The organism is Enterococcus sp. LJL128, from assembly GCF_056924295.1.
In genome coordinates, this window is record NZ_JBXPBP010000001.1 from 235,723 (window position 1) to 257,434 (window position 21,712).

The 21,712-nt window shown below is 39.3% G+C and carries 21 protein-coding genes; 4 read left to right on the top strand and 17 right to left on the bottom strand.

Translation table 11 applies throughout. From position 1 onward, the window contains the following. Nucleotides 1–462 precede the first annotated feature (462 nt). From glyA to AC1Z3K_RS01260, 5 genes are all read right to left on the bottom strand, one after another. Nucleotides 463–1,704, bottom strand: coding sequence for a serine hydroxymethyltransferase (gene glyA, locus AC1Z3K_RS01240; RefSeq protein ID WP_426082862.1), 1,242 nt, complete (start codon nt 1,702–1,704; stop codon nt 463–465). A gap of 72 nt (nt 1,705–1,776) precedes the next feature. Next, a complete protein-coding gene (locus AC1Z3K_RS01245; RefSeq protein WP_426082861.1) occupies nt 1,777–2,799 on the bottom strand; it encodes an L-threonylcarbamoyladenylate synthase in 1,023 nt (340 codons plus the stop codon). Nucleotides 2,800–2,829: 30 nt separating this feature from the next. Then, a complete protein-coding gene (gene prmC / locus AC1Z3K_RS01250) occupies nt 2,830–3,663 on the bottom strand; it encodes a peptide chain release factor N(5)-glutamine methyltransferase (RefSeq protein WP_461731593.1) in 834 nt (277 codons plus the stop codon). Beyond that, nucleotides 3,656–4,729 (bottom strand): peptide chain release factor 1, encoded by a 1,074-nt coding sequence (prfA, locus tag AC1Z3K_RS01255; RefSeq protein ID WP_426082858.1) that lies wholly within the window; start codon nt 4,727–4,729, stop codon nt 3,656–3,658. The genes prmC and prfA overlap by 8 nt, the downstream gene beginning before the upstream one ends. 205 nt (nt 4,730–4,934) lie before the next feature. Further along, nucleotides 4,935–5,516, bottom strand: coding sequence for a thymidine kinase (locus tag AC1Z3K_RS01260; RefSeq protein WP_426082856.1), 582 nt, complete (start codon nt 5,514–5,516; stop codon nt 4,935–4,937). Nucleotides 5,517–5,775: 259 nt separating this feature from the next. Here AC1Z3K_RS01260 and AC1Z3K_RS01265 point away from each other — a divergent pair, with 259 nt between their 5' ends. The 3 genes from AC1Z3K_RS01265 to AC1Z3K_RS01275 all read left to right on the top strand — a co-directional run bounded on the left by AC1Z3K_RS01265 (nt 5,776) and on the right by AC1Z3K_RS01275 (nt 9,435). After that, a complete protein-coding gene (locus AC1Z3K_RS01265; protein WP_461731594.1) occupies nt 5,776–7,176 on the top strand; it encodes a TrkH family potassium uptake protein in 1,401 nt (466 codons plus the stop codon). Nucleotides 7,177–7,409: 233 nt separating this feature from the next. After that, the gene (locus AC1Z3K_RS01270) at nt 7,410–8,762 is read left to right on the top strand and encodes a DUF1727 domain-containing protein (RefSeq protein ID WP_426082852.1); all 1,353 of its coding nucleotides are present in this window, start codon (nt 7,410–7,412) and stop codon (nt 8,760–8,762) included. Continuing rightward, a complete protein-coding gene (locus tag AC1Z3K_RS01275; protein ID WP_461731595.1) occupies nt 8,755–9,435 on the top strand; it encodes a type 1 glutamine amidotransferase in 681 nt (226 codons plus the stop codon). Before AC1Z3K_RS01270 ends, AC1Z3K_RS01275 begins: the two co-directional genes overlap by 8 nt. Before the next feature lie 493 nt (nt 9,436–9,928). On the opposite strand, the gene manA is transcribed toward AC1Z3K_RS01275, so the two are convergent. From manA to AC1Z3K_RS01295, 4 genes are all read right to left on the bottom strand, one after another. Continuing rightward, nucleotides 9,929–10,897 (bottom strand): mannose-6-phosphate isomerase, class I, encoded by a 969-nt coding sequence (manA, locus tag AC1Z3K_RS01280; protein WP_426082849.1) that lies wholly within the window; start codon nt 10,895–10,897, stop codon nt 9,929–9,931. A 59-nt stretch (nt 10,898–10,956) separates the two neighbouring features. Continuing rightward, nucleotides 10,957–11,976, bottom strand: coding sequence for a serine hydrolase domain-containing protein (locus AC1Z3K_RS01285; protein WP_426082847.1), 1,020 nt, complete (start codon nt 11,974–11,976; stop codon nt 10,957–10,959). Nucleotides 11,977–11,998: 22 nt separating this feature from the next. Next, nucleotides 11,999–12,748, bottom strand: coding sequence for a CppA N-terminal domain-containing protein (locus AC1Z3K_RS01290; RefSeq protein WP_426082845.1), 750 nt, complete (start codon nt 12,746–12,748; stop codon nt 11,999–12,001). 405 nt (nt 12,749–13,153) lie between these two features. After that, nucleotides 13,154–13,717, bottom strand: coding sequence for a guanylate kinase (locus tag AC1Z3K_RS01295; RefSeq protein ID WP_426082843.1), 564 nt, complete (start codon nt 13,715–13,717; stop codon nt 13,154–13,156). Between the two features lie 340 nt (nt 13,718–14,057). Here AC1Z3K_RS01295 and AC1Z3K_RS01300 point away from each other — a divergent pair, with 340 nt between their 5' ends. Beyond that, on the top strand, nt 14,058–14,678 hold the full coding sequence (locus AC1Z3K_RS01300; protein ID WP_426082842.1) for an FMN-dependent NADH-azoreductase: 621 nt from the start codon (nt 14,058–14,060) through the stop codon (nt 14,676–14,678). Nucleotides 14,679–14,733: 55 nt separating this feature from the next. Here AC1Z3K_RS01300 and AC1Z3K_RS01305 read toward each other — a convergent pair whose 3' ends face one another. From AC1Z3K_RS01305 to AC1Z3K_RS01340, 8 genes are all read right to left on the bottom strand, one after another. Then, entirely contained in the window at nt 14,734–15,912 is a 1,179-nt protein-coding gene (locus AC1Z3K_RS01305; RefSeq protein WP_426082837.1) for an AI-2E family transporter, read from the bottom strand. A 13-nt stretch (nt 15,913–15,925) separates the two neighbouring features. Beyond that, a complete protein-coding gene (locus tag AC1Z3K_RS01310) occupies nt 15,926–16,279 on the bottom strand; it encodes a PTS glucitol/sorbitol transporter subunit IIA (protein WP_426082835.1) in 354 nt (117 codons plus the stop codon). Nucleotides 16,280–16,638: 359 nt separating this feature from the next. Further along, entirely contained in the window at nt 16,639–16,815 is a 177-nt protein-coding gene (locus tag AC1Z3K_RS01315) for a DNA-directed RNA polymerase subunit beta (RefSeq protein WP_426082833.1), read from the bottom strand. A gap of 16 nt (nt 16,816–16,831) precedes the next feature. Continuing rightward, nucleotides 16,832–18,130 (bottom strand): UDP-N-acetylglucosamine 1-carboxyvinyltransferase, encoded by a 1,299-nt coding sequence (murA, locus tag AC1Z3K_RS01320; protein ID WP_426082832.1) that lies wholly within the window; start codon nt 18,128–18,130, stop codon nt 16,832–16,834. A gap of 103 nt (nt 18,131–18,233) precedes the next feature. After that, complete coding sequence (locus AC1Z3K_RS01325) at nt 18,234–18,470, bottom strand: DUF1146 family protein (protein ID WP_426082830.1); 237 nt, start codon at nt 18,468–18,470, stop codon at nt 18,234–18,236. 419 nt (nt 18,471–18,889) lie between these two features. Beyond that, nucleotides 18,890–19,312 carry a F0F1 ATP synthase subunit epsilon gene (locus AC1Z3K_RS01330; protein ID WP_426082828.1) on the bottom strand — a complete coding sequence of 141 codons (423 nt, stop codon included), beginning with the start codon at nt 19,310–19,312 and terminating at the stop codon, nt 18,890–18,892. Nucleotides 19,313–19,324: 12 nt separating this feature from the next. Then, on the bottom strand, nt 19,325–20,731 hold the full coding sequence (atpD, locus tag AC1Z3K_RS01335) for a F0F1 ATP synthase subunit beta (RefSeq protein ID WP_461731596.1): 1,407 nt from the start codon (nt 20,729–20,731) through the stop codon (nt 19,325–19,327). Nucleotides 20,732–20,795: 64 nt separating this feature from the next. Continuing rightward, nucleotides 20,796–21,710, bottom strand: coding sequence for a F0F1 ATP synthase subunit gamma (locus AC1Z3K_RS01340; protein ID WP_426082824.1), 915 nt, complete (start codon nt 21,708–21,710; stop codon nt 20,796–20,798). Between the last annotated feature and the right edge of the window lie 2 nt (nt 21,711–21,712).

The window sequence follows — 21,712 nt, forward strand, 5'->3', positions numbered from 1 at the left end:
AGACCAATAAAAAGGATTACCACATGGAAGAGTATAACGCAAAAACATGTTTTCAGAAATGGTTTTCTGCAATAACGTTTGATTCTTTATCTGAGAAAACCAAACGAACCAGCAAAAACTTTGATTAGTATAGTAAAAAGCTTGATTTTAGAGCCATTCTAAAAATTCTCCTTTTCCATTTTCAGCAGGTTAGTGTTTTCAGATTATTCTGACTATATTTCTGCAACACCAGTGATAAAATCTTATTTAAACTGTTTTTTTTACAATGCTAAAAGGAAGCTTTTTACCAATATCCCATGGCTTCACAGGATAGCCTTTGAAGTTCCTTTCTCAAAAAAAACTTGAAACAAAGTCAGATATTTTCTGCTTTTGTTTCAAGTTCTAAGATTTCATTCAATTTTCAGTCCTGACAACATATTTTGATACAGAACTATAACATTTCAAATCAAATAAATCGTTCGTTTATTTTTTATATAACGGATATTTTTCTGTCAGCTCTTTCACAGCGTCCTTGACTTCAGTCATGGCAGCTTCATCTGTATGATTCTTCAAAGCTTTGATAATCAGTTTTGCTACCTCGATAGAATCTTCTTCTTTGAAGCCTCTAGTAGTAATCGCAGGTGTCCCTACTCGGATTCCACTTGTCTTAAACGGGCTAAGCTGTTCAAAAGGAATGGAATTCTTATTCACTGTAATATTCACTGTATCCAAAATTTTCTCTGCTTCTTTACCATTTAGTCCAAAACCAGTGACATCAATCAGCAGCAGATGATTATCCGTCGCACCGCTAATCAAGCGGGCTTCAGGTGACTGGTTGAAAACTTTAGTCATTGCTTTAGCATTTTCAATTACTTGTTCACTATAATATTTAAAATCAGGATCAAGTGCTTCTTTAAATGCCACTGCTTTACCAGCGATTACATGTTCTAACGGACCACCCTGAATACCAGGAAAAATATTGCTGTTGATTTTTTTAGCTAATTCCTCGTCATTTGTCAAAATTAGACCGCCTCTAGGTCCCCGCAGTGTTTTATGGGTTGTAGAGGTTGTAATATCGGCAAAAGGAACTGGATTAGGATGCAGTCCAGCTGCAACCAGTCCGGCAATATGTGCCATATCCACCATTAATTTTGCGCCGATTTCATCAGCGATTTCACGGAATTTTTCAAAATCGATTGTTCTGGAATACGCACTAGCTCCAGCAACAATTAGCTTTGGCTGATGTTCACGTGCCAGAATACGTACAACATTATAATCAATGACTTCCGTCACCGGATCAACACCGTAGCTGACAAAATTATACGTTTTTCCGCTAAAGTTAACCGGTGAGCCATGGGTTAAATGTCCCCCTGCTGATAAATCCATCCCCATGATTGTATCTCCCGGTTCAACCAAAGATAGATAAGCCGCTGTATTTGCCTGTGACCCAGAATGTGCCTGCACATTGGCAAAGGCAGAGCCGAACAGTTTTTTTGCTCGTTCAATCGCCAGCGTTTCAACTACATCAACAAATTCACAGCCGCCATAATAACGTTTTCCCGGATAGCCTTCTGCATATTTGTTGGTTAAAATACTTCCCTGTGCAGCCATAACGCCTTCAGAAACCACATTTTCCGATGCAATTAGCTCCAAATTATTCTCTTGACGTTCTTTCTCTTTTCCAATAGCTTCCCAAACCTCTGGATCATACTCTTGATAATTCATTTTAGACAACACCTCATTCGATTTCTTGTTTCGATTGTATCATACTTAATTCCCCTCTACCTAAAAAAGCCATCAGATTTTGAAAAAATTTTGATCCGCTGCTTTTTTCAGACGATTCATATATGCAGTCCCCAGTCCTATTTCTGGAAAAGCAGGCACAAAAATCAAATCCAGCTCTTTTTCATCTAAGGAACGTAGTCCTGAAAACAAGTATTTCGTTGCCGGCTCTACACCCTCTTCACCAAAAGAATAACCGACTATCTTTTTATCGTTTAGCAATTCAAGTATTTTTTTACTGGCAAAGATACCTAGCTTTTTCTGATTTTTTTCCGCCCAATCTGCGGCTGCCCGCCAGCTTTGCTCATCATTTTGAACAATCCAAACCGGGGTACTAGGAGAGTAATGCTTATACTTCATTCCTGGGGCTTTAGGTGCTTCGTTCTCGGTGAGCAAATGCTTATCCACTGATACCTGCCCCACAACTTGTTCCAGCGCTTCTTTCGTCACAGCACCTGGCCGTAAAATAAGTGGGGTTCCTGAGCTATCCGTTAAGTCTAAAACCGTTGATTCTACACCAATCTGAGTAGGTCCGCCATCCAAAATAGCAGAAATTTTTCCGTTCAAATCGTGATATACGTGTGCAGCTGTTGTCGGACTTGGTTTTCCTGAAGTGTTTGCACTTGGACCAACAATTGGTATGCCTGCAGCTTCAATCAGCTTTAGGGTCAGCGAATGATTAGGCATCCGAAATGCGACGGTGTCTAAGCCTCCTGTGACAGAGGAAGAAAAGCTGCCGGTCTTTAACGGCAAAATCAATGTCAGCGGTCCCGGCCAGAAATGGTGTATCAGCTTTTCAGCTGTTTCCGGCAGCTGATCAATATAGCACAGCAGCATTTCCAATCCGCTTACATGAACAATCAGCGGATTGTCGCTGGGACGTCCTTTCACCTGATACACCTGCTTTACTGAAGCTTCAGAGAGTGCGTTTGCGCCCAAGCCATAAACCGTTTCCGTGGGAAAAGCTACCAGTTCGCCCTGCTTCAGATACACTGCAGCTTCGTCTATATCATTTTTTGTAAAACATCTGGTTTCCATTTTCCATCTTCCTTACTTTTTCAATTGTTTCTATTCAGCAATCACCATCCGGTCATTTCCTGAAAGATCCTTCTCGACACGAACCTGTTTATTTGGAAATTTTTCCTGAATAAGAGCCTTCACTGCCGCCCCTTGCTGAAAACCAATTTCGAAATAAATCTTGCCTGCTGGTTTAAGGCAGTTCGCTGCCTCCTTCACAAGCTGCTTGTATATTGCCAATCCATCATCTTCTGCAAACAAGGCCTGCTTCGGCTCATACTTTTTCACACTTTGATCCATCAGCTGCCATTCTGTTAAACTAATATACGGCGGATTGGAAATAAGAATATCTATCTCCCTATTTAGAACTGGAGCAAGTCCATCCCCTAAAACCAGCTCTATCGAAGCTGCCAGTGCTTCACTATTTTGTGCCGCAACTGCCAGCGCTTCTTTCGAAAGGTCCACCGCAGTAATCTGCCAATCAGGACGTGCCAGCTTCAGGCTGATTGCAATTGCTCCTGTCCCCGTCCCTACATCCACAACGGTTAGCTTATTCTGCAAATTCTCATTGAGACAATATTCCACCAGCTCTTCTGTTTCAGGACGCGGGATAAGCGTATCTTCACTGACCACAAAACGATGCCCATAAAATTCACTATAGCCTAGCAAATACTGGGGCGGATAATCCTGCTGCAGGCTATTCAAATCTGCATGAATCTGTGCTTCTTCCACATCAGGAATCTCATCCTTCATATGAAGCAGCCAATCCGTTTTATTCCAACCTTTTCGTTCAAATAGAAGATAGTATGGAGCATAATCGTCCTTTCCCAGCTCTTTTAAAAAAGAAGAAGCCCGTTTCAGGACTTCAAAATAAGTTTTAGCCATTTTGCATCTCTTCTAATTTAGAAGTTTGATCGTACAAGACCAGCGCATCTACAATCTCATCCAGCTTCCCAGCCAAAATCTGATCCAGCTTCTGAATTGTCAAACCTATCCGGTGATCTGTTACCCGATTCTGCGGGAAATTATAGGTACGAATCCGTTCCGAACGATCCCCTGTTCCCACTGCAGATTTTCTAGTTGCATCATATTCGCTTTGTGCTTCCTGCTGGATGATGTCATAAACTCTGGCACGCAGAACCTTCATTGCCTTATCCCGGTTTTTCAGCTGCGACCGTTCATCCTGCATCGCAACTACTACTCCTGTTGGAATGTGTGTTAAACGAACAGCGGATGCTGTCTTATTGACGTGCTGACCGCCGGCACCGCTGGCATGATAAATATCTGTTCGAATATCTTTATCTGCAATGTCGATCTCTACTTCTTCCGCTTCCGGCATTACGACAACTGTAGCTGTTGAGGTATGGATACGGCCTTGAGATTCTGTTGAAGGCACACGCTGTACACGATGAGCACCACTCTCATATTTCAGTTTTGAAAATACATTTTCGCCGGTAATCATCATAATCACTTCTTTGTAACCGCCGATACCAGTAACATTTGCTTCTAAGACTTCAGCCTTCCAACCCTGACTTTCTGCGTATTTCTGATACATATTGAACAAATCACCAGCAAAAAGCGCTGCTTCATCACCACCGGCAGCTCCTCTAATTTCCATAATAATATTTTTATCATCATTCGGATCTTTAGGTAATAATAAAATTTTGATTCGCTCTTCAAGAACCTCTTTTTCCTTCTTCAGCTCAGAAAGCTCTTCCTTCGCCATTTCAGCCATTTCAGCATCAAGATTTTCGCCAAGCAGTTCTTCGGCTTCCTTAATTCCTTCAACAACTTTTTTATAGCGGCGATAGTTTTCTACTGTTTCCCTGCTTCCTGCTTCTTCCTTTGAAAGCTGCATAAAACGTTTCGTATCCGTAACTACTTCCGGATCGCTCAAGAGCTCCCCTAATTCTTCATAACGATCCTCGATCGCCTGTAACTGATCGTACATGTGCATTTCTCCTTCTCTAGATAATCAGTGCAGCTCAGCTTTTTGCCGCGTTTACTTACACTGAAATAATCATTTTTTCAATTGTTTTTCCACGTTTTCCGATTTTTAACGCTATCGGTCTATTTCATTTGTTTAGATTTGGCTCTTAACTTGCCTATCACTCTGTTTACTAACCTATGAAGCTGCAAATCCATTATATGCTTCGCTATAGATCTTTTCTTTTTTCAGGGTGGAAATAGTGTTTCCGACAAACTGGATAATAGGCTTCATTTCCGCCAATCTGCACCTGATCACCTTCATACACTGGTTTCCCATCTATATAATGTAAGTTCATGATTGCTTTTTTATGACAGAACCAGCAGATTGTTTTTAGCTCCTCGATTTTATCCGCATAAAGAAGCAGATATTTTGAGCCTTCAAACAGCTCATTACGAAAATCATTTTTTAACCCAAACGCCATCACTGGTATTTCCAAATCATCCACGACTTTAGCAAATTCAATCACGTGATGTTTGCTTAAAAATTGAGATTCATCTACCAATACACAGTAAGGTCGAGCATCCAGACTTTTAACCAAATCATAGACATTTGTCTCTTCAAAAATAGGCAGGGCTTTGCGCTTCAACCCAATTCTACTGGAGACATTTCCCACACCATCTCGTGTATCCAAACCACTGGTCATGATAACAACCGGTTTGTCTTGTTCTTCATAATTATGTGCTACTTTTAAAATTTCAATTGTTTTTCCGCTATTCATTGCGCCGTATTTAAAAAATAATTGTGCCATTACTCACTGTCACCTTTCATTTCATTCCTTTCGTATTTTACTATATTTTGAACAAAAAAGCAGTATTTTCGCAAAATTGCCTGTCTTTTTCCAAATAAAATAAGTTTTCCTTTGCCTCCGTTTTCAGACAGCACTTGGCAATGCGCTTTTCTTTTTCCTGCAGATGACAATATAATGTTATGTTCGATTCCGTAATTTTTATGTTCCTTAACCTGCTTTTTCTGCTATACTTTACTTAATTACTTGCAGGAGGCGTATTATGTTCAACAGTCGCTTTCTTTGGCGTTCCCAAAGAAAATTTCGTCATTTCATCAGTGACCATTTCTCATCTATTCAAATTATTGTCAGCTATTACATTTTGATGACAGCTATCTCACTGATTTTATTTTATCTACCATTTTTTAGAATCCCAGGTTCTTCTGCTTCCTTTCTGGATATGCTTTTCATGGCTGTCAGTACAGTGAGTGTTACAGGATTAACCACCTTTGATATTCATACCATTTTTAATGATCGAGGTATTATCTTACTGGAAATTCTTTTTCAGGTAGGTGGTCTTGGTATTATGATGATCTCCACTGCCTTCATTATTTTGTCTAAACGAAGAATTACCTTAAAGCAGCGTCAGCTCATTATGACCGACATGAATCAGCCTAAGCTAAGCGGTATTGTCCGGCTGATTCGGATTACTTTTTCCATATTATTATGGTTCCAGCTGCTGTTTGGTGTGTTCTTTTCCATTTATTTCTATATTTCCGGCTACTACACAAACTGGAAGGATGCAATTTTCTATGGCTTTTATCAGTCAATCTCGGCAGTTACTAACTCTGGCTTTGATATTACTGGTAATTCGATTGTTCCTTTTTCCAATGATTATCTATTTCTGATCATCATTATGTTCTTAATCTTTATCGGGGGAATTGGCTTTCCTGTTTTAATGGAATTTCGCGAGTGGCTGCTCTTTAAGAAAACCAAACGCTGCTTGCCTTTTCGTTTTTCCCTTTTCAGTAAGATAGCTATGCTAGCCTTCATTATCCTGTTCATTGGCGGGACTATTTTGATTTATCTGCTTGAAAGAAATCATTTATTTACAGATATGAGTGAGACTAACCGCTGGATTACGTCTATGTTTTATTCCATGACAACCAGAAATGCCGGACTTCAGATTAATCCGCTTCAGGATTTTCAAATAACTACACTGATTGTCTTTTCTATGCTAATGTTTATTGGCTGCAGCCCAAGTTCTGTCGGCGGCGGTATAAGGACTACAACCGTTGCTATCATTGGTCTGTATCTATACTCATTTATTAAAAGTGAAGACAATGTTAACATCTTCGGTCGGCGAATTGATGATGATGATGTAAAGAAATCAGTTGTTGTTTTTATGCTTTCTCTTCTGATGTGCTTCTTTTCTGTGGTTATTCTTTCTGCAACGGAGGAGCATTCCTTGATTGCGATTATTGTAGAAGTTGCCTCTGCCTTTGGGACAACAGGTTTATCTTTAGGCATTACAGATGATTTAAGCATTACCGGAAAAATCATGATTTCACTCTTAATGTTTATCGGCAGAATTGGCATGCTGTACACATTAATGATTTTCATTCCCAAAGAAACACGAGATCTTGGCTACGAATACCCTTCAGAAAAAATCATTATTGGTTAATCAATTTTGAATTTTAACCATCTTAGTAAAGAAATCCCAAAAAACAGCAGATAGTTGTTTTTTGGGATTTCTTGCGATTCAATGAAGATTGAGAAAAATCAATTAATATTTTTTTTTAATTATGGTATTATAGGTGGAGTTTCAATATATAAATTCCAGTAGTATACATAACGGGTTTTGAACAGGGTTTATATAGCGTGAAAAAATGGAAAAAAGCTATTGGAGGGTACTTTATGGGATTAAGAAGTCAAGTGGCGATTGCTGCCGGCAAAACATCGCAATGGGTATTAAAAACTTTTTTTAAAGGCGGAAGCAGCTATCCGGGACAACTGGCATTAAAAATAGATCCTAATATTTTAGATACATTGGCAAAAGACTACGAAATTGTCGTGGTAACTGGAACCAACGGAAAAACTCTAACAACCGCCTTAACCGTTAATATTTTAAAACAGGAGTTTGATCATGTTTTGACAAACCCTACCGGAGCAAATATGGCTCAGGGAATTGTTTCTACGTTTCTTTCTGCCAATGCTAAAAAAGGACAGAAAAAATTTGCAGTTCTGGAAATTGATGAAGCCAGTCTAAGTAAAGTGACGAAATACATTAAACCAAAATTGTTTTTGTTTACCAACATTTTCCGTGATCAGATGGATCGCTATGGAGAAATCTATACAACTTACCGAATGATTGTTGAAGGAGCAGCAACTTCACCGGAAGCGACGATTCTCTGCAATGGTGATTCACCAATCTTCAATTCAGTGGATACCGTAAATCCAAGAAAATACTACGGCTTTAACCATCTGCCTGATAAAGAACAGCTGGCACATTACAATACCGATGGCGTATTATGTCCTAATTGTCATCACATTTTACACTATAAAATGATTACTTACGCGAATTTAGGCAATTATTACTGTCCAAACTGTGACTTCCATAGACCAGAGTTGGACGTTCAGCTAACCGATATGATACATATGGACAATGTCTCAGCTGAATTTGTTATTGACGGCGGAACCTATGACATAGCTGTCGGCGGCATGTATAACGTGTACAACGCTTTAGCCGCTGCTGCAGTGGCTGAACATTATGGTGTGGATAAAGAAAAAATCAAAGCAGGATTAAGCTACGATGAAAAAGTGTTTGGACGTCAGGAAGTGATTCAAATTGGTGATAAACGCTGTACACTGGTACTTGTTAAAAATCCGGTGGGCTTGAATCAGGTTGTTGATATGATTGGCTTAGCTCCCTATCCCTTCTCCTTGGTTTCTTTGTTAAATGCAAATTACGCAGACGGAATAGATGTCAGCTGGATTTGGGACGGAAATCACGAAGCCTTTGCAGAGATGGATATTCCAGCAGTGATTGCCGGCGGTGACCGTCATACAGATATGGCGCTGCGCTTAAAGGTAGCTGGCATTCCTGAGGAAAAGCTTACTGAGATTCCTGATTTGGAAAAAGTCATTACTGCTATTAAAGAACTGCCGACTGAAAATGTGTATATTTTAGCCACTTACACAGCTGTGCTGCAGCTTAGAAAAGCACTTGCTGTCCAAGGCTATATTCAAGGAGGAATGAACAGTGTCTAAAGAACTTCATGTCTGTCACCTTTACGGTAACCTGCTGAATACGTATGGCGACAATGGCAATATGCTGATGTTGAAATATCTTGCTGAGAAAAACGGCATTGCCTTTACTTCTGAGATAGTCAGTATTTATGAACCGTTTGATCCTGAAAAATATGATTTAGTCTTTTTTGGCGGCGGGCAGGATTTTGAGCAGGTTATTGTTTCGCAGGATATTCAAACAAAAAAAGACACGCTAACCAGCTATATTGAAGATGATGGCGTTATGTTGGCTATCTGCGGCGGCTATCAGCTGCTGGGACATTATTACATTGGCGCAGATGGTGAAAAAATCAAAGGCATCAGTGCTTTGAATCACTACACGCTTAGTCAGGATAACAACCGATATATCGGTGATATCACTATTCATAACGAGGAGTTTAACGAAACTTACTATGGATTTGAAAATCATAATGGGCGGACATTCTTAGGGGAAGGGGAACGCCCTTTAGGAAAGGTTGTTGAAGGCAAAGGAAACAATGCCGAAGATGGTTCCGAAGGAGTTATCTACAAAAATGTCTACGGTTCATATTTTCACGGACCTATCCTTTCCAGAAATGAGAATCTTGGTTTACGTCTCATTAATACTGCCCTTGAAAGAAAGTATGGAAAAGATGCGGGAATACAAACCGCTTAACGAGCAACCGACTTGGCATCGTAGGGATTTACTTTACTCATGAGGCTACTAGTAATCGTAAAAAATAAACGAAACAGCGAGAGGACATAACTATATCCCCTTCGCTGTTTTTATCAATACTTTAATAAACGAATGGAGAATTAACAGCTCTTTGCCGATTCACAGGTTGAACCAATGGTGTAAAAATCTCCATCAAGACTTCCGGGCTGAGCTCGGTTATTTTGCGGGAAAGAGAGCTATAACAAAGGGAGTCACTGCCTATTTTATTGGTCTGAAGCATGATGAACTAGCTTATTTTCGTTGTAACACGAGTGACATAATCTAAAACAAATCGAAGCTGGCGCACTACTTTCTCTCACTTGTCATTTCAGCCTTCCTCTCTACGCTTCTTCCGGCTTACTTATCTTTGTATAATGTGCGATTCTGTCTATTTAAAAAGAGTCCCGCAGTTTTTACTAACTACGGGAACTCTTTATTTTTTTCTAATCAGATTTTATACGCCTGGCTCAGAAGCAATGATTGTCAGCTCGCCTTCAACACGCCATCTTTCGACACCGTCAGGAAGAATGAAGCTGTCTCCCATCTTCAACTCATACGTTGTATTCTGCTCAGGATTAGCCTGTTCAATAACTAATCTGCCCTCACCGTTAATGACAGTTGCCAAAGTATAAGGTGCACCCTTTTTCAGCTTTAGCGATCCTTTAACCAGCCATTCGTAGACGTTAAAGAACTCGGTTTTCAAGTAAGTCACTAAACTTGACTGCCCTTGGTTTTGCTGTTGAATCTGCAGTGCAGGCTCTTTCGCCGGTACAGTGGTCACATCTATTGACTGTTCCAAGTGAAGCTCTCTGGGCTGTCCCTTATCATCTTTTCTGTCATAATCATATACTCTATAAGTTGTATCGCTGCTCTGCTGTGTTTCCAGAATCATAATCCCTTTACCAATTGCATGAATCGTACCGCTTGGTACATAGAAAAAATCACCTTTTTTAACAGGAACCTTCTTTAAGAGGTCATCCCATTTTCCTTCATGAATCATCTCAGCTAATTCTTCTCTGGTCTTTGCATGATGTCCATAAATAATTGAAGCTCCCGGCTCGGCATCAATGATATACCAGCATTCAGTTTTTCCTAGTTCTCCTTCATGTTTTAAACCATACGCATCATCTGGATGAACCTGAACAGATAAATCATCTTCTGCATCCAAAATCTTAATTAGTAGAGGAAAAACATCTCCAGAAGCATTTCCAAAGAGTTCACGATGTTCCTGCCATAGTTCATCCAGTTTTTTACCGGCGAACTCGCCATTGATAACCGTGCCAACGCCATGAGGATGTGCACTGATTGCCCAGTCTTCACCAATTTTGTCGTTAGGTAAATCAAAGCCAAACACTGTATGAAGACGATTGCCGCCCCAAATCTTCTCTTGAAAAACAGGTTTTAGAAATAAAGGTTGATTCATGATCACTTACTCCTCCGCAACTTTTCTAATAGTTAATGTATAGTCATTATCTGCTAATTTTAACTCATTCTCGCTTTTTCTTCCAGATAAATCTGCAGTAGCTCATCTCTTTTTTCAATATAAGCCTGACGGTTGTCTGCAGGATGAACCCGGTTAGATAAAAAAAGAAAAGCCTCTTTGTGCAAAATATCTAATAATAAAAATGTTCCAGTGTAACCTGTATGAAAAAGAAAACGCTCGCCGTTCAATCCTTCTTTCAAATCCCAGCCCAAAGAACGCTCACCTGTAGCTGCAAGTGTATAGTCTTTTAACAATCCTTGAATCGTTTCTTTTTTCAAAAACGTTTTTCCGTTATAGCTACCATCATTTAAGTACATTTCAGCAAAACTCAGCAAATCTGATAAATTTGTAAACAAGCCGGCATTTCCCGCATGCTCTGACAATACAAAGGCTTTGGGATCATGCGTCGCTCCTTGAATTATTCCTCTGACAGGATGATCTTCTGTAGCTACGGTTTTTACAGAAGCCGCAGGAAGAAAACAGCTGCTTGTCATTTGCAGTGGTCTAAGTACTCGCTCCTCAAATAACTCCACGGCAGTTTTTTTTAGTAAATGTTCCAGCATCAAGCCTAGCAGAATAGTTCCTACATCTGTATACTTTACTTCTTTCCCAAGCTTACTCCCAGATTCCACGTTATTGTAGGCCTCGATTAGCTCTTTTTGCGATAATGAATCCCGATTTTTTATGTACGTATGAATATCACTAGTATGTGTAAGCAAGTGTCGAATCGTTATCTTGTCATCCGTAAATACCGGGTAATACATTTTAAGCGGCTGATCCAGTGCAATAAGCTTTTCCTCTAGCAACTGCAAAATAACAGTTGTGGTACAAATCACCTTTGTTAAGGAGGCAACATCAAACAGATGATCTGTTGTTAGCTTTTCTTTTTCAGGAAGGAGCCGTGCAAATCCAAGTGTTTGAGACTCTATACTGCCATTGCGTATAAAGCTGTAGGAAACACCTGGAAATACGCCCTCTTTCAGGAAACTGTTAATACAGTTTTTTGTCTGTTCATACATCATCTTATTCTCCATATCCAGCTTATTCGCGGACAAACCACCATTCGATACCATTTACGTCAAAAACAGTCAGAATCGACCGTTTATTATCCACAAAAAAGTCCTGTTTCATTGTTTTCAAGTGTTCACTAAGCCGCTCAATTTCTTCCGAAGTTTTCAAATCAACGACAAAAAAACTCCAGCCTAAATTGTCATAATCCTTTTCTTCTACCAGCTGAAAAACAACCTTCTGATTGTTAAACGTCAGCAAGTCTTCAGCAAGCTTTTTCATACCGAAGATATTCTCATAAAAGGTTTGACTCTGCTCTTTATTTGCAGTATTCAACGAAATTTTTACAAGTCCACTACCAACAGTTTCACCATTCTGGCCATCGTGCGCTTTGTTTGGATAAAGAAATTCAATTTCATTTTTTTCTGGATCAACCAAACGAACGCCGTTTAACTTTTTATTTTTTGAGAGTTCTTCTGTGGAAATATCCTGGCTGGAAAAATGTTGGAGGGCTGCGGTAAACTCTGATTCAGAACCCATCTGAACAGAATAGTGCACGAGTGAAGCTTCAGCTTTTTCTGAAAGATCCATTGCATCTGTTTCCTCTAAAATCAGTTGCTGTTTTTTATCTTTATTGATATCAAATATTGACAGTCCATTTTCTTCATTTTTCAGGGTAAACCCTAATACATCTTTATAGAAGCTGACCATTTCATGATTACTATTGATTTTGAATGCAATTGTATTCAAAGAGGCGTCCTCTGCTAATTGAAAAGTCCCCATACATTTTCCTCCCTATCACACTAACAATTCACTACTATTGTATCACTTGTCCTGAATTGAGCAACTAATTAAGCCCGACGATTCAGACTTTCCAAGCAACTAGACCAATTATTTGTTTTATGTATTAAATACATGATTTTTTCATAAAAAATATTTTATTTTAAAATAACAAATGATATTTAATGTAAATTATACAAAATAAAACAAAACAAGTATAGTAAGATTTTCCTCACTTGTTTTGCTTTATTTCCTCAGTTTTATTGATTTTATGAAGGAATCAAATTGAAACAGAAGAGGTATACTTTGAGAATCAAACAAGTACTGATAAATATCCGTTCGTCCCTTGTAATGTATAAGCAGAAATTTCTTAATTTGTCCCACACCATAGTCATTCCTTAAAACCCATTATTCAATGATCCGCTTCAGCTCTTCAACCACTTTTTCCAGCGGCTGATTTCCATCAATTACGTGGAGATTTTTATACTGCTGCAGCTGCTCTTTAATCTGCTGATCCTGCTCAAATATTGCCAGTCGTTTCTCTTGAGAAAGCTTGTCGTCTTTACGCAGTTTTAGGCGTTTTTGACTATTTTCCCTGCTGACATCTAAAAAAATTGGAACTACCTGATTGCCAAAACGGGCAGCCAGAGTCCGAAAGCCTTTGATGGTCAAGGCATTGTAGGCACTACGACTACGAGTTTTCCTAACAATCTCTTCTACCCCAATTCCATAATAATGTCCGTCATACTCATCATATTCAATCAGCTTACCTGTATTTATTAGTTCTTCAAACTGCTCCCTATCGACAAAATAATAATCCAGTCCCTCCTGCTCTCCTTTACGCTTTTTTCTAGTGGTATAGGAAACAATTTTACTTTCTTTGGGAAAGGCCAGCTCAGTTATTTTTGTTTTTCCTGATCCGCTTGGACCCATAATGATATACAGAGGATGATTTATTTTTTCCACTTCCATACAGGTCTCTCCTTTCTAATATATAGTTCAGCTAATTCTAGGATTGTCGTTATTCATGCAGCATACTCTTTCTTTTTACTATCATAGCTTGATTTTTCAGCAATATCAAACCTTTCACTTCTTCCAACTGTTTAGAAATCATTACCAAAAATTTTCTTATAAGCAAATATATTGCTTCCCTTACTTTTTATTAGTAAAATGATAATGTTTAATAATGGATTTTGTCTGAATAAATTGAATTTTATTTAAGTTTTCGGATGCATCCTAAAATAATCATAAAACTATTTCTGCTGCACCAAATTATCAGTAGTGGAATCACAATGAAAAGGAGAAAACACACATGTCAAAATTATTAGTTGTTAAGGCACACCCACTTACTAAGGAAGAATCACGCTCAGTGCGGGCTTTGGACTCATTTTTAGAAAGTTATAAATCAGTTAACGCTGATGATCAAATCGAAATTCTGGATGTCTATGCAGACACTGTTCCAGAAATTGATGAAGAGCTATTATCTGGATGGAATGCCTTAAGAGCCGGTTCTGAATTTACTAGCTTGAATGCTTCACAACAGGAGAAAATTTCTCGCTTTAACGATTTAACAGAACAGTTTATCAATTCAGATAAAGTTGTTATTGCTAATGCACTTTGGAACTTGAATGTACCAACCCGTCTAAAAGCATGGATTGATACAATTAACGTTGCAGGCAAAACATTCAAATATACAGAAGAAGGTCCTAAAGGCCTTGCTGAAGGAAAAAGCGTACTTCATATCCAGTCTAACGGCGGTGTATACGGCGGAAACGATTTCTCTTCACAATACGTAAAAGGTATTCTTAACTTTATCGGTATTGAAGATGTTCAACAGCTGTTTATCGAAGGAATCGATTATGCACCAGAACGTTCCGAAGAACTAATGAATGAAGCCTTGAAAAAAGCAGAAGACTTAGGTAAAAGCTTCTAAAAAAGCAATTAAGTGCTGCAGCGGCTGTCGAAATGACAGTCGCTGCAGCACTTTTTTATGTTTCATTATCAACTTTTTCGTCATCTTCATCGTAATATAAAGTAGAAACCTCTTTATACCATTCAAAAATATTTGTAATCACTACTTTTGCAGCGGCGTAGATAGGAATCCCCAGTATTACACCAGCGATTCCAAATAATTTTCCGGAAGTTAACAACACCAGCAAAATCGTCACCGGATGAACATCCAGCTGACTTCCCAGTACTAGAGGTGATACGACACGTCCTTCAATGGTTTGCTCAATAATAAAGACAATCAATACCTGAATTAAGAGGACCGGTCCGCCGACAATTCCTAGAAAAACAGCAGGAACCATTGCCAGAAATGACCCTAGATAAGGAATCAAATTCAAGAAACCGGCGATAATGCCTAAAGTAACAGAATAATCTAGTCCGATAATAGAAAAACCAATAATGAACATTACAGCTACTGCAAAGGCTACAGTCAGCTGTCCTCTGATATAAGAAGACACCTGTGCATTCATTTCAGATAAAACCTGCAATGTTGGCTGACGCATTTTATTCGGTAAAAACTTGATATAGAACGGTGCTAGTCTTTTTCCATCTTTTAACAAGTAGAACAGGATAAACGGCATCGTTATCACAGCTACAACAATCGATGCTACTGCCCCAAAGAAGCTGCCCAGACCTTGAACAGTGGATGTGGATAAGTTCTTAATAATTTCTCCCAAAGAGCTAGTCAAACGCTCGCCCATATCTTCCAGAGGTTCCCGCAGCTGCCCAAACAACGGATCACTGAGAATTTCCTGTGTTTTACTATCTATTGTTTCAACATACTTAGGAAAATTATTGCCAAAGCTAAGTATCTGACTGCGAATCTCAGGCACAATCACAACGATTCCCCAAACGATTAATGCAACTACAATTACAAATAAGCCAATAATACTCCAAGCTCTCGGAACTTTTTTCTTTTCAAGAAAATCTACAATAGGATTCAACAAATAATAGAAGATTCCCGCCATAATAATCGGCAGCCCCACTACACCAATAAACTGCCAGACTGGCGTAAATAAATGAGATACCTTGGTGAAAACAAAAATAATTAATAGAACTAGTAGTACAATCAGTAATGCCGTAACAACCTGATTATTTAAAAACCAGCGCCAAAACCAAGATAAGCGGCTTTCTGATTTTTCTTTTTGATCATTTGACATTCAACCACTCCCTTCAGCTCATGTATTCAATGATGGAACCTACATTGATTTCCGGAAATTTATTTGGCGATAGATAGATGCCGTTTACCACTGCATCTTCCGCAGGAACGCTGTCAAAAATTAGTGTTACGTGTGATATGCTGTTGAGGTTTGCATTGGCAAAAGAGCCCACATGCTCAACAGTATAAACAAGCTCATCAATTTTCAGTTGATTTCCTTTTTTTATTGCCAGCTCCTGCTGTTCTTCAAATTTCTGGATTACAGAATACTCTCTAAGATTCTCTGTAGCTCCTTCTCCGAAAAGAATGATCATTGGTTCCTTCCCATCAAGTGCGTGATCGCCTATCGCAGTTACAATCGATTTCATCAATACTCTCTCCCTTTAGTGTTTATATGTGTAGTTTAATTCTAATGCCTTCTATCATATTCTTCTTCGATTTTCAGAAGATTTAGAAAAAAATTTAGAATCAAATGCTGTGTTATAGGATTTCTTTATAAAAAATAAGGTATTTTTCTATAAGCAATACTCCGAGCATCCTATTACTCACAGCTTAAACTTTAATACTTTATAAGTCGCAGACTATTCTTTAATAGACTCCTTTAATTATAACATAGAAACCATTTTTTCTTTGTGTATTTCCCTTTAAAAAGGGCATCCGTTTCTAAAGCTTCAAACAAATAAAAACTAAAAAGCCGGGAAAGAGTTGCCTCTTTCCCGGCTTTGAATTATTTCAGAAAATCAAAGATATGAGTCCATACTTCCTTATTAAAAACATCTTTCGGATCGCCGCCGCCCACAATACCGTAACCAATCATCGTGCCGGTAACAAATAGAATGACGACAAGTGAAATCACCACTAGTATTTTCAATAAAGTGACTATGATATAACGTGTCGAACTCATAAATAACTACTCCTTTTTAACGAACTACTGATGCTTCTTTGACTTCAGCAGTCTCTCCATTCACTCGTTCCACTTTTGCACCAAGCTTTTGAAGCTTTTTGTGGAATTCATAATATCCTCTGTCTAAATACTCCAGATGAGAAACGCGGGTAATTCCGTCAGCACGTAATCCCAAAAGAATTAACGCTGCCGCCGCTCTCAAATCGGTTGCATTGACGGCAGCTCCTTGAAGCTTTCTACCGCCATTGATGATTGCCACGTTGCCGTCAATCTGTACATCTGCATTCATATGCATCATTTCTTCCAAATGCTGGAAGCGATTTTCAAAGACAGTCTCAGTCACTACGCTCGATCCTTTTGCCAACACCTGCATAGCAGTTACTTGTGCCTGCATATCTGTCGGGAAGCCTGGATGAGGCAATGTTTTGATGTCTGTCGGTTTTATTTCTTTCGGACCGATAACTCGGATGCCGTCTTCTTCTTCACGAACAATTGCACCCATTTCAGTCAATTTAGAAATCAACGGACGATTATGCTCAATAATTGCTTCTTCAATCATAACATTACCTTCAGTCATTGCTGCTGCAACCATGAAAGTACCTGCTTCGATACGGTCCTGAACAACAGAGTGTTCTACGCCGTGCAGCTTGTCTACACCTTCAATACGCATCATTTCAGTTCCGGCGCCATAAACATGTGCGCCCATTTTATTCAATACGTTAGCTAAATCAACGATTTCAGGTTCTCTTGCCACATTTTCAATAACTGTTGTGCCTTTTGCACGGACAGCAGCCATCATAATGTTTTGTGTAGCACCTACACTAGGAAAATCAAGATAAATTGTATTTCCTTTTAATTCATCAGCAAAAGCTTCGATATAGCCATTTTTCTGAACAATCTTAGCACCTAATGCCTGAAATCCTTTTAGATGAAGGTCTATCGGCCGCTTGCCGATTGCACATCCGCCCGGCATAGCTACTTTAGCATGACCATTGCGGGCTAATAATGGCCCCATCACAACAATAGAAGCTCTCATTTGTCCAACAAATTCATAGTCTGCTTCAATTCCCAGCGGTTTTGTCGCATCAATATATACTTCGTTTTGTTCTTGGTTAAAGTTTATGTCTACGTTTAAGTGTTCAATTACCTTATTCATTGTAAAAACATCTGAAAGAATCGGCACATTTTTAATTTTAGTGGTTCCTTCTTCTGCTAAGAGTGTTGCTGCAAGAATAGGCAAAACTGCATTTTTTGCCCCTTCGATTTTTACATTACCTTTTAATTGGTTACCGCCATGAACAACGATCTGTTCCATTTCGTTCCCTCCAAAAATAAGAATAGGTTCTTCCTACCCAAAATCTTCCTCATTATAACACTATTCTTTGCAAATTTGTACATTTTCTTCTTATTTTACTTATTCAAGATAAGAATGACATAAAAATATTACGGCATAACGCGATGAATTCCAGAAAAAAAGAGCTCGCAGTATAGCCTATTACAACTGAAAATAAGATTAATAACACCCTTATCTGCCGGACATGCTGCTGCTTGAAAAACTGATCGATTCTGACCGCCTGCACTGTCCAAAAACTCAGATAGATAAATAGTACATGGGAAATAATTCGAATCAATGCATCTACTCCGTAAAACTCCATGTTTAACTCCTTTTATTATTCCTTCTAAAAATAAACATTCAGAGAGAATAAAAACTTACTTAAAATTCAAATCCTACAAAAATAAAAGCTGTTTAATCTCACTCGCTTATGCTGCATAAATAGTTTGGCAATAAAGCAATTCGCAGGATTTATCTAATAGTTTATCACAAAACAAACAAAATTTATAAAAATAGTGTTTATTTTATAGTTTCGCGTATTTTATTTTAAATCAAAAAACACTCGATTCAGCAATTCTTAAGATTTTTACTATCAATTTTTGCTGAAAACTTAATTTTTCTATGTACAAATAAAAACCGGGTGACTGCCCTCCTTTTCAACAACTTATTAAGCTGTTGAAAAGAGAAGTACATGCAGAGTCTAAATCACTCTTTATCACCCGGTTTACCGCATTTTACTAATTAGTGATGTTTCGACACATTGATGCGGTTGATTGCTCGGTGAAGCGCTACATTCGCACGTTTCAGTTCATCAATGTTGTCTTTTTCTTTTGCTTCCTGAATCATTTTCTCTGCGCGCAGTTTTGCACGTTCGGCTCTGGATACGTCAATGTCCCGTTCTCTTTCTGCACTATCGGCAATAATCGAAACTACGTTATCACGTACCTCCATAATTCCGCCGTTCACCGCAATCCAATCCACATGGGTGTCTGCATCTGTCCGCTTCACCCGAACCTCGTCAATCGCCAGAGGGACGATAATCGGTGCATGCTTCGGCAAGATTCCGATTTCACCGTCTGTTGTTCTGGCAACAACAATCGTTGCACGGTGATCGTAAACCAGACCGTCCGGGGTCATTACATTAACAGTTAATGCCTCTTCCATTATGCAGACCTCCTAGTAGTTCAATGTTTTCGATTTTTCGATGACCTCTTCGATTCGTCCAACACTTCTAAACGCTTCTTCAGGTAAATCATCATATTTTCCTTCAAGAATATCTTTAAAACCTTTTACAGTTTCAGAAACAGGCACATAGGAACCAGGCTGACCAGTAAACTGTTCTGCCACGTGGAAGTTCTGAGAAAGGAAGAACTGAATCCGGCGTGCTCTGCCGACCAGAACCTTCTCTTTGTCGGAAAGCTCATCCATACCGAGTATAGCAATGATGTCCTGCAGTTCACGGTAACGCTGTAGTACGTGCTGTACCTCAGTAGCAACTTCGTAATGCTCTTCTCCAACAATCTCAGGAGCCAAAGCACTTGACGAAGAAGCCAGCGGATCAACCGCGGGATAAATTCCCTGTTCAGTCAAACGACGTTCCAAATTGGTTGTTGCATCCAAATGGGCGAAAGCAGTTGCCGGTGCCGGGTCAGTGTAGTCATCGGCTGGTACATAGATTGCCTGAATAGATGTAATAGACCCTTTCTTAGTGGATGTAATCCGTTCCTGCAGCTGACCCATTTCTGTTGCTAAGGTCGGCTGATAGCCCACGGCAGAAGGCATACGTCCAAGCAAAGCGGATACTTCCGAACCTGCTTGAGTAAAGCGGAAAATATTATCAATAAATAACAGAACGTCCTGTCCTTCAACATCACGGAAATGCTCTGCAATTGTCAATCCTGTTAATGCAACGCGCATACGGGCGCCTGGCGGCTCATTCATCTGACCAAACACCATAGCTGTTTTTTCAATAACACCAGAGTCCTTCATTTCATAATAAAGGTCGTTCCCTTCACGGGTACGTTCTCCAACACCAGTAAATACGGAAATTCCGCCATGCTCCTGAGCGATATTATGAATAAGTTCTTGAATTAAAACCGTTTTACCAACACCAGCACCCCCAAATAGGCCAACTTTTCCGCCTTTTAAGTAAGGAGCAAGTAAATCGATAACCTTAATTCCTGTTTCAAGAATTTCAGTGCTCGTGCTTAACTCATCAAAGGTTGGTGCTTTTTTATGGATACCGCTGCGGGCAGCGTCCTCTGGAAACGGTGCTTCCAAATCAATCGTATCTCCTAAAACGTTGAAAACCCGTCCTAAGGTTTCTTTCCCAACCGGTACGGAAATGGGTTTTCCTGTATCGATAACTTCCATTCCTCTTTGGAGACCATCTGTTGATTCCATTGCGATAGAGCGAATAACTCCATCCCCAAGCTCCAAGGCTACTTCAAGCACAACTTTCTGTTTGTTTTCGCCATTTTTATACACGACTAATGCATTATTTATATCAGGCAGCGGCTGATCTAAAGAAAACTCAACATCAACAACTGGGCCGATTACTTCAATAATTTTACCTGAACTCATGTTTCTTCCTCCAGTCTTACTAAGTTTCACAGTCTATCTTCAATCATTGAATACAAAACTGGATTTATTCTAACGCAGCAGCTCCAGCTACAATCTCTGTGATTTCCTGCGTAATCGCTCCTTGACGGGCACGGTTATAAGAAATCGTTAAATCTCCAATAATGGTCTGAGCGTTGTCGGTCGCAGTCTTCATTGCTGTCATCCCTGCTGCATGTTCAGCAGTTTTCGCATCAATAATCGCTCCGTAAATCAGACTATCCGCATATTGAGGCAGTAAATGATCCAAGATGGCTTCTTTTGAAGGCTCTAAAATATACTCCTGTTCATAAGAAGCATCTTCATCCGGATCCAAATCAGAAATCGGCAGCATTTTTTCTACTCGAAACTGGCTTGTCAATGAATTGATATGGTGGTTGTAACAAACATATAATTCGTCAAAGACTTCACTGTCATACATTGATGTTGCTGCAGAAACGATTTTCCGTACTTCGTCAAAAGAAGGCTGATCAGTCAGACCTCTTAACTCGTAGGCAATATTAAAGCCTCTCGTTTTAAAAAAGTCTGCTCCTACTCCTCCGATTGCAATTAACACATACTCGTCTTGATTGTCATGATCATCCTGCAGCATAGTCATCGTTTGCTTCAAAATGGAGCTGTTGTAGCCGCCAACCAAGCCTTTATCTGAAGTTATCACAATGTATCCTGTTCGCTTCACAGGTCTGCTGGCCAGCATCGCATGAAATTCATTCAACTCAGGATAGCTGGGATCATCACTTAGTTCTTCCAGATCATTCAGCTGAGAGGCAACAAGGTGAGTTACAATCGAACGGATTTTCGCCGCGTATTCCTGAAAATTCTTTGAAGCAGCTTCTGACTTTGTCAGTTTCGCTGCAGATACCATCTGCATTGCTTTCGTAATCTGACTCGTCTTTTTAGTTGAAGCAATCCGCTGCTTTATTTCATTCAATGAAGCACCCATTT